Genomic DNA, 14,289 nt, shown 5'->3' on the forward strand with positions numbered 1-14,289 from the left:
GGTGCAGCGGGCGGTGTCACGCAAGGTAACAAGCTGTCACCGTTGGTGACGCGAACCCTTGCCACGGTAGGTAACGGAGGGTAACGGGGATCAGGTGCGGGAGGACTCCATCCCCTCGCCCTGTGCACTGAAGACCGCGGAGCGGTGGCGGAGTTCCGCGGCCATCCGCGAGGCCTTCATCACCTCGCCGAACGTCTGGTAGCCCTGCGCCTCCAGCCGCTCAATGATACGAACCAGCAGCTCGGCGGTGGCCAGGGTATCGCCCAGAGCGGTGTGACGGCCGGTGATGGCAATGCCGTAGCGGTCGCACAGCGCGTCCAGCGAGTGGTCCTCCTCATCACCGTCCAGCAGGGCCGAGAGCAGCAGGGTGTCGAGCACCGGATTATCGAAGCGCACCCCGGCCTCGCGCTCCTTCATGCTGATGAACTTCATATCGAAGGCGGCATTGTGCGCCACCAGGACGGCGTCCCCCACGAAGGATTTAAACTGGGGCAGCACCACCTCGATGGGCGGCTTGTCCTGCACATCGTCGTCGGTGATGCCGTGGAAGCGCACGGAGCCAGGCGGGATGGGGCGTCCCGGATTGATGATTCGGTCAAAGGTCTCACCGGTCAGTACCCGGCCGTTCACCACCCGGACCCCGGCGATGGAGATGATCTCATCGCCCCCCTCGGGGTTCAGCCCGGTCATCTCGCAATCGAACACCACGAAACTCAGGTCGGCCAGCCGCCGGGCCGCCAGGGCCTCGTCCCCGGCATACTCCTGCATCAGCCCGAAGTCGTAGAACTCGGGCCGTGCCGGCAGCCGCTCCTCCTCCTCCATGAACTGGGGCCGGCGGGACATCATCAGCGGCAAGCGCAACAAGGCCTGCCCCTCGCGCCTGCCCGTCTGGCTCCAGGGCTCACAGCCATGCCGCTCCAGGATATCCCCCAGGTGCTGGCCGCCCACCTCATCGCCGCCGCAGGGGATCGCCATCCAGCGGTTCAGCTCGCCGGTAGTGATCGGCTCGCCCTGCCAGCTGATGTCCACGTACACCCGGGTATCGCCCAGCAACGCCTCCACATCGAAGGCCGTCGCGCCGGTATGGTCATGCACCTGTCGCACCAGGCAATCCAGCGCCAGCATCAGTGAAAGGCTGTCGCCATGGACCCAGAGCGGCAGCCCCACCAGGGTCAACCGGACGTCCGGGAGGTCCATCAGCCGCTGCTGCAGGCAGTTGACCAGATCCCCCACGAAGACGTCGGCCATGGGCCACCGCCCCAGGTTGTAGCCCCGGATCTGGTGGGCCAGCTCGTCGATCTGCTCGCTCAGCTTCTCACTCTCGCTGCGAATGACGGCATCGAACGACTGGCGCTCCTCCGGCTTCATGTCCGGATAGCTGGCCACGGTCTCCGCGGCGGCGCGCAGGTTGCCCACCACGCCACGCAGGTCGCGGGTGAGCGCCCGGCGCACGGCGTCACCCTGGGCCAGTCGGGTGAGATCGCTGGAGATGTCCACCAGGGTGATGAGATAACCGGTAATCTGGCCCTGGCTGTTCTGAATCAAGGCCATGCGCCCATGGAACATGCGCTGGGCATCGGCGCTGGTGCAGACGAAGGGGGCGGAGAGTTCCGTCGGCAGGTCCACATCGCCCTTGTGGCGGCGCTCCAGGCGCTCCAGGGTGTGCTGCACCGGCGGACTGGAGAGCACGTTGAACAGGGGGCGGCCGAGACCGATGGCCTCCGGGTGTCCGAGGATAGTCCCGGCCGCCCGGTTGTAGAGCATGATCTGGTGCTGGCGGTTGCAGACCAGCACCCCTTCGCTGAGTCCCTGCAGGATGGTCTCCAGCCAGGTCTTCTGCTCGGAGAGTTCGGCGGTGGCCGATTGCATGGCCTTGCGGGTCTCTCGCCGCGACTTGCGCAACGCATCGGCCAGTGACTCCACCGTGGTCGGCAGGTCCCCGAGGGCATGGCGCCGGGGGAGGATGATCTCCTGGTTCGCCTGGCGGGATTCCAGCAGCGCCCGGACCCCGCGGCTGAGCTTCCGGGAGGGCCGCATCAACAGGCGCTCCAGCAAGAGCCAGCTGACCAGCCCGACGGCCACCACCCCAAGTACCCCGAGGCTGGCCACCAGCGCGGTGTTATCGGTGCCCCCCGGCTCGCTGGGCGTGACGCTGTAGACCGCGAGCACCACTATGGCGGCGGCGACGGCAACTGCGCCCGTCAGGACCCAGGTGACGAAGGGCCGCTGCCGCATTACATACTTCCGGCGATCGGCGTCGGTGCGGAGGCCAGCGGTGTATCGCGGCCGGCCTTCATGTAGTGCGCCACCCGCCGGAGCAGATCCCGGGTGCTGAATGGCTTGGTCACGTAATCGTCCGCGCCCAGCGCCAGGCCCTTCTCACGCTCGGTTTGGCGCCCACGGGCCGTGAGCATGATAACGCCCGCATCCCGGCCCCCCGGCACCTCGCGTAACCGCTGGCAGACCTCGTAGCCGTCCTCACCAGGCAGCATCAGGTCGAGCAGGATCACTCGGGGCCGATGGACCCGCGCCAGTTCCAGGGCCTGGCATCCGTCGCAGGCCACATGCACCGGATAGCCCTCCGCCTGCATCAGAAAACGCAGGGAGAGGACAATGTTGGGCTCATCGTCGACAACGAGAACGGAATGGGACTCCATGGCTCCTCCCGAAACCTTACGCCGCCCGGGCCCTGCTTGGGGGAACCCGTTGGTTCAGCGATTATCGCTATAGTTTCTGGCTATAGTTTTCCAGAAAACATAGCACAGCGGGCTTACCGCCGTCATGCCGAGCCCTCCACCCCGAGCGCTTGATCAGGCGGGCGTGACTGCCTATTCTGGTCGCCCACTGAGGCGGCGCGGGCGCGCGGAGCAATCACTATGGTGCAGGAAAAGAAGCGCAGTGTTATACCACCGGATCGCGGTCTACGCATCCTGATGAAAATCGGTGTTCCTATCGGGGCCATCAGCCTGCTATCGCTGTGGCTGGCCTATTTCACCGACACCCCGATGTTGATGCCGCTGTTTCTCATTACCGCGCTCCTGGCCTTCGCCATCGGCATGGCGTACAACATTCGCCTGGTCATCCTGATGGTTCGGCAAAAGCGCCAGGCGGAGCGCCAGCAACCCTAGGCCGCCTGCGCCCCTTCAGATATCGCCGACCAGGGTCTTACGCAGACGCCTGAGCAGCCCCTGGGAGGTCTTCATGCTGCGGACCAACTGATCGTGTTCCCGGCGGGTGAGGGTCTCCGGCGGCAGGTGCGGCCGGGGCGCGCGGCCCGCCGCCACCTCCTGGACCTGGTGGGCGAGCAGCAGGTGGCACATGAAGCCATGGGCGTGGGTCAGCGCGTCCAGGTCATTGGTGTTCAGCGCCCCCAGTTCATGGAGCCGCCTCATGCGCTCCCGGGTGGCGGTCGCCTCCACCCCATGGGCCAACGCATATAGGCGCACCGCCTCGACGATGGGCATGATGCCGTGGCGTTTGAGATTGATCTCGCCCTGGTGGATCGAGTCATCGGACTCCGTGACCAAGCGGTCAAACCACCCCAGCCCCACCTCTTTCGGCGAGTCGGCCAGCATCAACGCCCGCATGAATCCCGGTGAGCCGCCCACCCGCTCCACCATCAGGCGGCGCAGCGACTGCCCGAGGGCAACGTCCCCGCAGACCACCCGAAAGTCCAGCAACACACTGGCGTTGAGCAGTACCTGGGGACGGCGGCTGCGCATCCAGTAGTCGAGTTGTGCCAGCCACTGGCTGTGGCTCTTCCGCCAGAGTGGGTTGCGGGCCATGACGTGCCCCTGGCAGTAGGGGATCCCCACCTGGTCCAGATCCCGGTTGAGCCGGGCGGCGAACTCCGCGAAATAGGCATCCACCGCGGTGTGCTCGGCGTCCGGGTAGTCGGCGATGATCAGGCCATTGTCCTGATCCGGCCCGAGGAAGCTCTCACGCCGGCCTCCCGAGCCCATCACCATGACCGCGAAGGCCGCCGGCGGCCGCCCCCAGCCATCCAGCGCCAGACCCTCCACGGCGTTGGCAGTGAGCTGGCGGTAGATGTCCTCGTTGATTCCGGACAGCAGGGCCTGGATCTCGGGGGCATCCAGCCTGTCCGCCAGCAGGTCGCCGGCCAGGTCGGACTGGGCCTGCCGGATGGCGCGCAGGCCGGATACCGTCGCCGACTGGGCGAACCGGTCCAGGCGCTCGAGGTAGCGGGGCAATCCCGCACCCAGGGCGTCGGCCCGGGACAACAGGCCAATCACCCGCCCGGCATCGTCCACCACCGGCAGGTATTGCGCACGGGTGACACGCATCACCCCCACCAGGCGGTACAACCGCTCATCGTGCCGCGCCACCCGCACCGGCCCGGTCAGCACCTCACTTACCGGCGTCTCCGGCGCCACCCTGAAGGCCACGCGATGGGCCACGTCGCGGCCACTCAACTGCCCGACCACCCGCCCCCCGCCGCGGGTGATCACGGCGCAATTGCTTCCCGTCTCCGCGAGCCGCGCAATGACCTTTTCGCAGGGGGTGGTACGGTCACAGACCACCACGGCCGGACGCATGGCGTCCTTGGCAGTGCGCAGGAAGAGCTCCGAATACCCAGCCACGTTCCCTCCTTATTCCGCCCGGCCCGCGATAACCCCCCGTGCCCTCCAGTCTGGCACGGGCGCCCGGTACCGTCTGCCCCGGCGGAGGGCCCCGCGGTTTCCGGCTTAGGCCCATTGGGACCGCATCCGGTACACTCCCACCAGGCTTCGCTAACCGAGCACCTCACCCATGTCACAACGACCCCGAGAACCGCACTCCGCGGGCCAGTGGCTGCTGGCCTTCTGGTTCGCCCACTGGCACCTGGCCCGCCTGCCCCGGGACACGGACCGGCTGGCGCGGGCGGCTTGGTGTCGCGACCACTGCGGCACCTTCGCCGCCCGCTGGTTCATCCTGGCGCTGGTGCTGATTCTGATCCAGACCTCACCGCTGGGCACCCTCTTTGTGATCGGCGGCACTCCGGTGCTGATCCTGCTGTTTCTGCCGGCCTTTCTCATCGCCATCGCGCACGTGGCCTGGCAGATCATCTCCCAGCGGCGGGCGGGACCGCCGCGCATCGACCCGCCCCAGGAGTGGGACGATCAGGACGACGACCGGCGATTCTGATCGCAGCGCCCGGCGGCGGTCAGGGCATTACCGGGGGTGATTAGGATGTGGTGTAGCTGGTAGGGCCGCATCATGGGGGCGTCGATATCGATGGTCATATCCATGTTCGCCACGGGGTAGGGTCGTGCGGTGATGGCCGTGTCCACCGCCTGGTGCCCGCCCACGCTGGAGAAGCCGTTGATCACGCCGGTGAAGGCGTTGCCGGCGGGCGAGACCGTCTCCAGGGGCACACCCGGCGTAATCTCCCCCCGGGCCGCCATCAGCGCGAGTCGGGCCGAGGTCCCGGTGCCGGTGGGACAGCGCCATATCACCCCCGGATGGCCATAGGTGGCGGAGGCGGCCCACAATCTGCCGTCGGCGCGTCGCTCTACGGGGCCCATGAAATGCAGGAACCGGGGCAGCCCCACGGCCCCCAGTTCCGGGTGCTGATAACGGAATTCACGCTGCACGGCGTTGACGATGCGATCGGCAGTCAGGATCATGGCGTTGATCTCCGCCTCCGCCACCCGATGCCCCAGACTGGCCGCATCCACCATGATGTAATAACCCCCGCTCCAGGCCAGGTCGTAGCGCACCGTCCCCAGACCCGGCACAGTCACGGACTCATCCCTGGCCTGGATGAAGGCCGGCGAGCCCTGCGCGGTCACCGACTCCACGACCCCGTCACGATTGCGCGTGCGCACCCGGGTCAGGCCCGCCGGCGCCTCCAGGCAGAGCGACTGCTCGCCCTCCTCCATGGGGACCAGGCCCGCCTCCAGCACCGCGGCCGCGGTGGCGATGGTGTTGGAACCGGAGTAAAAGGGGTACCCCATGACCTCCATGATGACGTAGCCCAGCTGCGCCTCCGGCAGGCAGGCGGGCATGACCAGGTCGACGCACATGGAGTCGTAACCGAAGGGCTCGCTGATCAGCAACCGGCGCAGGCCGTCGGCGCGCGACTCCAGATAGTCCATGCTGTCGCGCACCGTGGGCCCCGGGCAGGGGGCCACCCCGCCCATCACCACCCGGTGCACATCCCCGCCCACGTCCACATCCACCAGACGAAGCTGGCGCAGGCTGGCTTTAGCGCGCATGGGGGCGGCCCACCTCGTCCCATTTTCGATCAGGCACCACCACCAGCTTGCCGATATAGGACTTTTCCATGAAATCCCGCTGCGCACGATGGAAATCGGAGAGCCGGTAGGTGTTGTACAGCAGCGCCCGCACCTGCCCCCTCTCGATATAGCCGACCAGGCGCCGAAAATCCCCGCGGGTGCCCTGGGAGGAGCCGTGCAGTTGCAGATGCTTGAGATAGAGCGTCCGCAGATCCAACTGCACCACGGGCCCCGCGATGGCGCCGGCCGTGGTATACCGGCCCTCCGGACGCAGCACCCGCAGCAGGTCGTTGAACAGCGGGCCGGCCACCAGATCGGCCACCACGTCGATGGGCCGGCCTTCGGTGGCCTGGTCCACCGCCGTCACCAGATCGCCACTCTCACGGGGGATGACCGCTTCGGCACCAATCCCGCGCACCGCCTCTGCCTTGTCCCGGCTGGTCACGGCGTAGGGGATGGCGCCCCGCGCCCGGCACAGCTGTATGATGCCGGAGCCCACGCCGCCGGAGGCACCGGTCACCAGCACCCGCTCCCCCGCCTGCACCCGGGCCCGTTCCAGCATGTGCTCGCCGGTCAGATAGGCACAGCAGAAGGTCGCCAGTTCGGCGTCGCTCATATCGGTATCCACCACGTGGGCGTTCTCCGAGGGCACCGCAGTGTACTCGGCATAGCCCCCGTCACGGCCGTGGCCGATGTAGTCGATATCGGCGAGGCTGTCATCCGCCCGGTTATAGAGGCTGAAGTCCACCATGACCCGCTCACCGATGCGGGCCTCGGGCACGCCCTCGCCTACGGCCACGACGGTGCCGACGATATCGGTGCCCTGGATGCGCGGAAAGGTCAGGGTCGAGCGGCCCCGGCGCCAGGTGGAGACACTGTCCGGATCGGTCTCGGTGCCGTAGGCCCCCTGCCGCACCCAGACGTCGGTGTTGTTCATGCCGCAGGCACTGACCTCGATCAGCACCTCGCCCCTCGCCGGTTCCGGGCGCGGCACATCGTCGCGATAGACCAGGGCATCCAAATCACCGTGGCGGGTCAGTTGCACGGCGTGCATTGTCTTCTTCGCCATAGATACGGAGTCCTCCCTGCTCGACCAATGATCGCCCTTCTACAGCAGGGGACCGGCGGCGCCAGCCACCGCCTCCTGCGCTGTCTGCCTCGCGATTGCCCCTGATTCTAGGACCCGTGGGCGGGGTTTTACAGCCTATTGCGGTCTGACCAATTCATGTTATGTTGCAACGCAACAGAACCTGATGTAGCATTCAGCTTGCAGTGCGTTCACTGCGGCCACACGCTCATCGGAGTGCCGACACCATGAATACGTCAGCTCTCAACCCCTACGCCATGCCATTGCAGCGGCTGCTGGTCAGCCCGCTGAAGGCACTGACCGGGCTCACCCTGGTCTACCTCGAGCGGTTGATGCTGGAGCAGCTGGACAGCGCCCAGCGGCAGCACACCCAAGTCATCGAACTGGCACGCCAGGGCCTGCCCGTGACCACCGGGGACGAGCCGCAGGCCCTGTTACACGCCCAGGAGCAGGCCTTGCGCCGCTGGCAGGACGAGGTCCTGGGCGCGGCCAAGGTCCAGGCCCGCCTGCATGCGCTCTACCTGGAGCACGTACAGATTCTGAACCGGCACACTTCCGAAGGCCTCTCCCAGGCGCTGCGCCACGAGCCCGCACGCCAAGCCGCCTGATCCACGGGCCGGGGGACACCCCGGCCCGCCCCTGTCTCCCGTTAGCGAAAACCGCCATAATCCCCTTTTCAGCACAGTCAGGGAGTGGCTATGGCGGCGGATCATCACTGGTATGCCAATCCGACACTGGACAAGGCCTACCGGACGCTGGTGGACGAGGAGGATGCGCGGGTCTGCCGCGACATCAGTGACGAAGCCTGTCAGGTGGTGCCGGGCAACTTTTTCCTGCAGATCCTCAGCCATTTCTTCACCAAGCTGGGTGATGCGGTGGCCAACCCGAAGACGGTGCTCGCCTGGCTGCTCAGCGCGCTCTCGGCCCCGGGCTTTTTCACCGCCCTGCTGGTGCCCATCCGCGAGTCCGGCTCGCTGATCCCGCAACTGTTCATCGCCAGCTACGTGCGGCGCCTGGCGCGACGCCAATGGGCCTTCGTCGTCGGTTGTATCCTGCAGGCGGTGGCGGTACTGGCCATGGCCCTGATCGCGGTGGGCCTGGAGGGCGCCGCCGCGGGCACCGCGTTGATCGGCGCACTGGTACTGTTCAGCCTAGCCCGCGGGCTCTGCTCTGTGGCCTCCAAAGACGTGCTCGGTAAGACCGTGCCCAAGACCCGGCGCGGCCAGGTCAACGGCTGGTCCGCCTCCGCGGCCGGCCTGGTGACCATCGGCGTGGGCGCCCTGTTGCTGCTGGGAGGGGGCAGCCCTGGCGAGACCGGCATCTATCTGTTGCTGCTCGGCGGGGCGGCCCTGCTCTGGCTGCTGGCGGCGGCCGGCTATGGCGCGATTCGTGAGTACCCCGGGGCCACCTCCGGCGGCGGCAATGCCTTCACCGAGGCCGTCCAGCGCCTGGACCGGTTGCGCACCGACGAGCCCTTCCGGCGCTTTGTCATCGCCCGCGCCCTGCTGCTCTGCTCGGCGCTCACCGCCCCCTTTATCATCATGCTGGCCCATGAGCAGACCGGGGGCGCGGCGCTGGTCCTGGGCCTGTTTGTCATCGCAGATGGCCTGGCGAGCCTGGTCTCCGCCCCCTTCTGGGGCCGGTTCGCCGACACCTCCAGCCGGCGGGTGATGGTGGTCGCCGGGGCCGGCGCGGGGATGGTGGGCCTGGGACTGGTCCTGCTGGTCCAGGCGCTGCCGCCACTGGCGGGCAGCGCCTGGCTGTACCCGCTGTTCTTCTTCCTGCTGGCCATCGCCCACGCCGGCGTGCGGCTGGGCCGGAAGACCTACGTGGTGGACCTGGCGGGTGGGGACAAACGCACCGATTACGTGGCGGTCAGTAATACGGTGATCGGGGTGGTGCTCCTGCTGATGGGGGGGGTCGGATTGCTGACGGCGGTGATACCGGTCTCCGGCGTCATCCTCATCCTGTCAGGGATGGGGATCGCCGGGGCTTGGCTGTCCGCCCGCCTGCCCGAGGTCACCTGAGGTCGGCCCCCGTGCCCCGGGGCCATCGTCACCGCAGGGCCCACCGCTGTCGCTCTCCATGCGCACGCTGAGCCGGGGCGCGGCCACATCGATGCCCCGCTCCTCCATCAACCGCTTGAGCCGCAGGTTGAAGCCCCGCGCCACGTCCCACTGCCACTCCGGGGCCGTGCGCATACGCACCCGGAGGATCGCGCCCCCCTCGTCGAAGCGCTCCACCCCCTGGACCTCCAGACCCGACCAGACCCGGAAGCCCAGGAAGCTGTCCCGGCGCAAGTCAGCGGCCACCTCGCGCAGCAGGGCGATGGTGTCGTCGACACCCATCACCGGCGGCACCCGGACCCGGATCAAGGCGATACCGAACTGACGGGACATGTTGTGGATGGCCTGGATCTGGCTGAAGGTGATGATGTGCAGGACACCGTCCAGATCACGCAGACGCACGGTGCGCAGGGTGAGCCCCTCGACGGTGCCCATATGGCCCTCGATCTCCACGAAGTCGTCCACCGCCAGTGAATCCTCGATGAGGATGAAGATCCCGGTGATCACGTCCTGGACCAGCTTCTGGGCGCCAAAGCCCAGGGCAAGGCCCACCACACCGGCCCCGGCGAGCAGCGGCGTCACGTTGACCCCGAGATTGGCCAGCACCGCGATACCGGTCAGCACCAGGATCAGGCTGAACAGGATGTTACGTAGCATGGGGGTGACCGTCTGCACCCGCGCCACGTTCACCCGCCGGCCGCGGGCCCGCGCCGTGGAGGTCAGCGCCCGCTGGATGGCGGTATCGGCCAGGATCCAGACCAGCCAGGCAAGCAATACCGTGACCACCACGGCGAGCACGGTCTGGCCCAGTTGCGCCGCGACGCCCTTGCCGCCCAGACCCACCAGGGTGCCACCCCAGACCTGCAGGGTCAGTTCGACGAACGCCACCCAGATGACCAGATGCAGCAGGGTGTGCCCAAACCGCTCCAGGCGCTCCCGGTAGAGGGTCATCCGACGCCGGGTCATCCGCCGCTCGCCCTGGCGTCGGAGCAGGCGGGTCACGACCAACGTAAGCACCAGGAGGGCGGCGCTGATCATTGCCCGGGTCACCGCGGCCCCGGGATCGCCGGCCTCCATCAGCACCGCCAGCACTGAGGCGCCAACCAGCACCAGCGCCGGGATGTGCCAGACATTGCCCAGCAGCCGCAACACGTCGTCGGCGGTGCTCCAATGGTGACGCTGCGAGTAGGGGCGGTTGACCAGCAGGTGGCGCACCGGCCGTTTGAACCAGACCACGAATGCCCCCGCCAGAATCGCTGCCGCCAGGCTGGCCAGCAACGAGATCAGCTCGGCCAGTTCCGGCCCCAGGAATCCGGCCACCCGCTGGCTGTCCAGGGCATCGGCCAGGGCGACCAGGACACCGATAGCCGACAGCAGGCCCAGGGAACGCTCACGCAGGATGCGCACCGCCACCCGGCGGTGACCGCGGGTGTAGAGCGAGAATACGGTCTCCGCGGCCAGCGCCAGCAGACGACCGAGGAGCGCCACGTAGGCGACCACCAGCGCCGCCGCATGGCCGGGTGAGGTCGGCAGGAACTGGTTGAGGCCCAGGATCAGCGCGAAGGCCAGCGCCCAGGGCAGCACCCGCCGGGTGAAATGCACCACCAGGAGAAAGACGCGGGCCTCATTGGGCAGACGCAGTGGCCAGTCCTGCCGCCGGTCGAGCAATCGGGCCAAGCCCATGAGCAGGAACAGGGTGAACACCCAGAGGGCGAGCAAAACCCCGGCATCCAACAGAAACTGCCCCACCGCTCCGGACCCGGCCTCGGCGAACAACCGGCCCAGGTCATCGCGCGCCGCCTCGAAGCGCTCGGACCAGGACTCGATGGGCGCCTCCCCCGCCTGTGCCATCTCCCGCAGTTCGCTCAGCCCCTCCCCCAGCACCCCGAGGACACCCTGCCGGCCAGGAGCGTCCAAAAGGTCCTGGTCCTCGCCCAACACCGCCCGCAGCCGACGCAGGTCCTGCAGCAGCAGATCCCGCTGCTCCCCGTCCTCCAGGGTCTGGATGACGTCGTCCAGCGACTCCAGCGCCGACTCCCGCTGCTCAGGTTCCTGACCGCCGGCCACCGATACGGGCGCCGTTGCCGCCCCCAGCAGCAGGGTCAGCAGGACCAGAAACAGAGACAGGAGACGGCGGCATTCCGGCATGGGCGGGACATCTGAGCGGCAGCGGTGATTGCCAGCAGTCTAACGCACCCGTCTCCTTGGGGCGTCTTCGGCTTATCGGGCGGAGCGGGCCTGGCGTGGGGCTCAGACCAATCGTGCCAGCTCGTCTTGACCGGGCGGCGCCAACGGCCCGCAGCCGGTCTCCGTGCACCAGATAACCGCTGCCGGCCCCGCCTCGACGCCGCCGATATCGGCGCAGGGGATGTCAGAGCCGTCCAGTGCCTGTCGCACCGCCGGCGCCTCAGCAGCCGGCACCGCCAACAGCAGCGCGCCGGAGGCGATGGTCGCCAGGGGGTCCAGACCGAGATGGCTACAGATCCGGCGCGACAGTGCCGGCACCGGGATCGCTCCCGCCTCCACCCGCAGACGACGCCCGCTGGCCTGCGCCAGCTCCCACAGTGCCGCCTTCACGCCCCCCTCCGTGGGGTCGTGCATGGCATTGACCCGCCCCGCCGCCAGGGCAATGCGGGCGTCCGCCACCACGCTGATCCCCGGCCGCTCCAGGAACGCCGCCGCCGCGTCCAACTCCGCCACGCTGAAGCGGTCCGCCAGCCGCGCCCGGCAATCGCTGGCCAGGATCGCCGTCCCCTCCAACGGCACGCCCTTGGTCAGCAGGAGCCGATCGCCCGGTCGGGCACCCTGCGGCGTCACCAGCCGCGCCTCGGTCACCTCGCCCAGCAGGGCGCCGACCGCCACCGGCCGGGTGACCGCCGTGGTCACCTCCGTGTGTCCACCGATCAGTGCGATCCCCAACCGCTCACAGGCCTCGCTGATCTGTCCCATGAGCTGCTCCGGGAGGGCCCGCGGCGTGCCTCCGGCCGGCAGCAACAGCGTGACCAGCAACCAGCGCGGCGTAGCACCGGTGGTGGCGACATCGTTGGCATTCACCTGGACCAGGTAGTGGCCCAGGTCATCGGCCACGAAGGTGATGGGGTCGGACTTGCAGACCAGCAGGTGCCCACCGTGGCGGACCACGGCACAGTCCAGCCCGACCCCCGGCCCCATCACCACATCGGCGCCGGTGGGCGGCAGGCCCGCCAGCAGTCGGGCGAGCTGTTCCGGCGGCAGCTTGCCGCTCTCCAGCATGGGGTCGTCGGTCATGGCATCGTCCCTCCTCCGTTCAGCGGACCGGGGCGTCCGCAGCGACCCGCCCCTTTTAGGCCGCCAGCCCGGGCAGGTCAACCGGTTGCCGGCTTCACACGCCGGCACCGGACGGGCACACTGAGCAGACCAACCAGGGGGGACGCCCATGTCCGACACCAGCCCGATTGCCACCCTCACCGCCGGCCTCTCGACCCTCACGCCCGCGATGGGCACGCGCCTCGGTGTCATGGCCTGACGCGGGGCGGTCACCACCATGGCAGCAGCGCCCAGCCCCCGTCGCCCGACCCTGAGGGCTCGCCTGCCGGGCGGCCCCCTGGCGATCTGGGGCGCCATCCTGTTCCTGGGGGTGATCGCCCTCGCCGTCACCTGGCAATTCGTGGAGCCGGCCCCGCCGCGGCAGGTGACCCTGGCCACAGGGGCCCCCGGCGGTGCCTACGAACAGATCGGCGCCGGCTACGCCGAGTGGTTCGCCGACAAGGGGATCACCCTGGAGACGGTCGCCACCCAGGGGGCCACGGAGAACTGGCAGCGGCTGCTGGCCGGCGAGGTGGACGCCGCCATCGTGCAGGGCGGCACCGCCCCGGCCGGGGCCGGCGACCAGCTCGAGGGGCTGGTGAGTGTCGCCTACGAGCCGCTGTTCGTCTTCTACCGGGAGGACGCGCTGAATGCCGCCCACCTGCTGGGCGGCGACCCACCGGTGCCACAGCGACTGGAGACCCTTTCCGGGCTGCGCATCGCCATTGGCTCCGAGGGCAGCGGCACCCGGACCCTGGTCCGGACCCTGCTCGATGAGCTGGGTCTGGCCACGGACGATGCAACCGACACCGCGTTGGTGGCTATCGGCGGCGAGGCCGCTGCGCGGGGATTGCTGGAGGGCAAACTGGGTGCGGCCGCCTTCGTCATGTCACCCACCGCCCCGCTGGTACAGCGCCTGCTGGCCGCCGAAGGCATCGGGGTGCTCAATCAGGCCCAGGCCCCCACCTTCACCCAGCGGCTGCCCTACCTGGCCACCGTCACCCTGCACGAGGGGGTGGTGGACCCGCGCCGCAACCTGCCCCCGCACCGGGTTCAGATGCTGGCGCCGGCCACCTACCTGGTCACCCGCAAGGACACCCACCGCGCCATCGCACAGCTGCTGGTGGAGGCGGAGCAGCGCAGCCGCCGCATACACCTGGTGGGCAACGGGGATCAATTCCCGTCGCTGGCCCACATGGACATCCCGGTCTCCGACCAGGCCCGCTACTTCTTCCAGCGCGGCCCCGGGTTTCTGCACCGCCACCTGCCCTTCTGGGCCGCCTCGCTGGTGGATCGCCTGGCCATTCTCATCATCCCGCTGCTGACCATCATCATCCCCTTGGTGCGCATCGCCCCGGCGGCGGTGACCTGGAGCATGCGCCGGCGGATCTTCCGTTGGTACCGCCAGTTGCGGGTGATCGACGAGGAGCTGGGCCGGCCACAGCTGCCCGTCGCCCGGCTGGAGAGCAACCTGGCCCAGTTGAAGCAACTGGACCACGACGTGTCCGGGACGGAGGTGCCGCTGTCCTACATGGAAGAGTTTTATAACCTGCGGCTGCACATCGCCTACATGCGCCAGCGGGTCCGCGAGCGCCTCGGCAACAGCGTCTGA

General features: G+C 68.5%; 12 protein-coding genes. 5 read left to right on the top strand and 7 right to left on the bottom strand.

The features are described from left to right. Positions 1–90: 90 nt before the first annotated feature. Together MLG_RS10420 and MLG_RS10425 are read right to left on the bottom strand one after the other, a co-directional pair. The gene (locus tag MLG_RS10420; RefSeq protein ID WP_011629789.1) at positions 91–2,235 is read right to left on the bottom strand and encodes a 3'-5' exonuclease; all 2,145 of its coding nucleotides are present in this window, start codon (positions 2,233–2,235) and stop codon (positions 91–93) included. Further along, the gene (locus MLG_RS10425; protein ID WP_011629790.1) at positions 2,235–2,657 is read right to left on the bottom strand and encodes a response regulator transcription factor; all 423 of its coding nucleotides are present in this window, start codon (positions 2,655–2,657) and stop codon (positions 2,235–2,237) included. The genes MLG_RS10420 and MLG_RS10425 overlap by 1 nt, the downstream gene beginning before the upstream one ends. A gap of 219 nt (positions 2,658–2,876) precedes the next feature. Here MLG_RS10425 and MLG_RS10430 point away from each other — a divergent pair, with 219 nt between their 5' ends. Beyond that, positions 2,877–3,128, top strand: coding sequence for a hypothetical protein (locus MLG_RS10430; RefSeq protein ID WP_011629791.1), 252 nt, complete (start codon positions 2,877–2,879; stop codon positions 3,126–3,128). Positions 3,129–3,143: 15 nt separating this feature from the next. Here the strand turns inward: MLG_RS10430 and MLG_RS14895 are convergent, their stop codons facing one another. Beyond that, complete coding sequence (locus MLG_RS14895) at positions 3,144–4,601, bottom strand: DUF294 nucleotidyltransferase-like domain-containing protein (protein WP_011629792.1); 1,458 nt, start codon at positions 4,599–4,601, stop codon at positions 3,144–3,146. Between the two features lie 169 nt (positions 4,602–4,770). On the opposite strand from MLG_RS14895, the gene MLG_RS10440 reads away from it, so the two are divergent. Then, a complete protein-coding gene (locus MLG_RS10440) occupies positions 4,771–5,145 on the top strand; it encodes a hypothetical protein (protein WP_011629793.1) in 375 nt (124 codons plus the stop codon). Here the strand turns inward: MLG_RS10440 and MLG_RS10445 are convergent. Continuing rightward, positions 5,121–6,218 carry a proline racemase family protein gene (locus MLG_RS10445; protein WP_011629794.1) on the bottom strand — a complete coding sequence of 366 codons (1,098 nt, stop codon included), beginning with the start codon at positions 6,216–6,218 and terminating at the stop codon, positions 5,121–5,123. The genes MLG_RS10440 and MLG_RS10445 overlap by 25 nt on opposite strands. Then, positions 6,208–7,308 carry an alcohol dehydrogenase family protein gene (locus MLG_RS10450; protein ID WP_011629795.1) on the bottom strand — a complete coding sequence of 367 codons (1,101 nt, stop codon included), beginning with the start codon at positions 7,306–7,308 and terminating at the stop codon, positions 6,208–6,210. Before MLG_RS10450 ends, MLG_RS10445 begins: the two co-directional genes overlap by 11 nt. 245 nt (positions 7,309–7,553) lie before the next feature. On the opposite strand from MLG_RS10450, the gene MLG_RS10455 reads away from it, so the two are divergent. After that, on the top strand, positions 7,554–7,934 hold the full coding sequence (locus tag MLG_RS10455) for a hypothetical protein (protein ID WP_011629796.1): 381 nt from the start codon (positions 7,554–7,556) through the stop codon (positions 7,932–7,934). A 90-nt stretch (positions 7,935–8,024) separates the two neighbouring features. Next, a complete protein-coding gene (locus tag MLG_RS10460) occupies positions 8,025–9,353 on the top strand; it encodes an MFS transporter (protein WP_011629797.1) in 1,329 nt (442 codons plus the stop codon). On the opposite strand, the gene MLG_RS10465 is transcribed toward MLG_RS10460, so the two are convergent. Further along, the gene (locus tag MLG_RS10465) at positions 9,297–11,540 is read right to left on the bottom strand and encodes a mechanosensitive ion channel family protein (RefSeq protein WP_011629798.1); all 2,244 of its coding nucleotides are present in this window, start codon (positions 11,538–11,540) and stop codon (positions 9,297–9,299) included. The two genes, MLG_RS10460 and MLG_RS10465, sit on opposite strands and share 57 nt — an antisense overlap. Before the next feature lie 102 nt (positions 11,541–11,642). Beyond that, a complete protein-coding gene (locus tag MLG_RS10470) occupies positions 11,643–12,659 on the bottom strand; it encodes an AIR synthase family protein (RefSeq protein WP_011629799.1) in 1,017 nt (338 codons plus the stop codon). A 256-nt stretch (positions 12,660–12,915) separates the two neighbouring features. On the opposite strand from MLG_RS10470, the gene MLG_RS10475 reads away from it, so the two are divergent. After that, positions 12,916–14,289, top strand: a complete 1,374-nt coding sequence (locus MLG_RS10475) for a CmpA/NrtA family ABC transporter substrate-binding protein (protein WP_011629800.1) — start codon at positions 12,916–12,918, stop codon at positions 14,287–14,289.

This window comes from Alkalilimnicola ehrlichii MLHE-1 (assembly GCF_000014785.1).
Taxonomy (GTDB): Bacteria; Pseudomonadota; Gammaproteobacteria; order Nitrococcales; family Halorhodospiraceae; genus Alkalilimnicola; species Alkalilimnicola ehrlichii.

What these genes read in the sequence shown, in the direction of transcription:
- MLG_RS10420 (WP_011629789.1), bottom strand. Translation starts at nt 2,235, where the DNA reads ATGCGGCAGCGGCCCTTCGTCACCTGGGTCCTGACGGGCGCAGTTGCC.
- MLG_RS10425 (WP_011629790.1), bottom strand. Translation starts at nt 2,657, where the DNA reads ATGGAGTCCCATTCCGTTCTCGTTGTCGACGATGAGCCCAACATTGTC.
- MLG_RS10430 (WP_011629791.1), top strand. Translation starts at nt 2,877, where the DNA reads ATGGTGCAGGAAAAGAAGCGCAGTGTTATACCACCGGATCGCGGTCTA.
- MLG_RS10440 (WP_011629793.1), top strand. Translation starts at nt 4,771, where the DNA reads ATGTCACAACGACCCCGAGAACCGCACTCCGCGGGCCAGTGGCTGCTG.
- MLG_RS10445 (WP_011629794.1), bottom strand. Translation starts at nt 6,218, where the DNA reads ATGCGCGCTAAAGCCAGCCTGCGCCAGCTTCGTCTGGTGGATGTGGAC.
- MLG_RS10450 (WP_011629795.1), bottom strand. Translation starts at nt 7,308, where the DNA reads ATGGCGAAGAAGACAATGCACGCCGTGCAACTGACCCGCCACGGTGAT.
- MLG_RS10455 (WP_011629796.1), top strand. Translation starts at nt 7,554, where the DNA reads ATGAATACGTCAGCTCTCAACCCCTACGCCATGCCATTGCAGCGGCTG.
- MLG_RS10460 (WP_011629797.1), top strand. Translation starts at nt 8,025, where the DNA reads ATGGCGGCGGATCATCACTGGTATGCCAATCCGACACTGGACAAGGCC.
- MLG_RS10465 (WP_011629798.1), bottom strand. Translation starts at nt 11,540, where the DNA reads ATGCCGGAATGCCGCCGTCTCCTGTCTCTGTTTCTGGTCCTGCTGACC.
- MLG_RS10470 (WP_011629799.1), bottom strand. Translation starts at nt 12,659, where the DNA reads ATGACCGACGACCCCATGCTGGAGAGCGGCAAGCTGCCGCCGGAACAG.
- MLG_RS10475 (WP_011629800.1), top strand. Translation starts at nt 12,916, where the DNA reads ATGGCAGCAGCGCCCAGCCCCCGTCGCCCGACCCTGAGGGCTCGCCTG.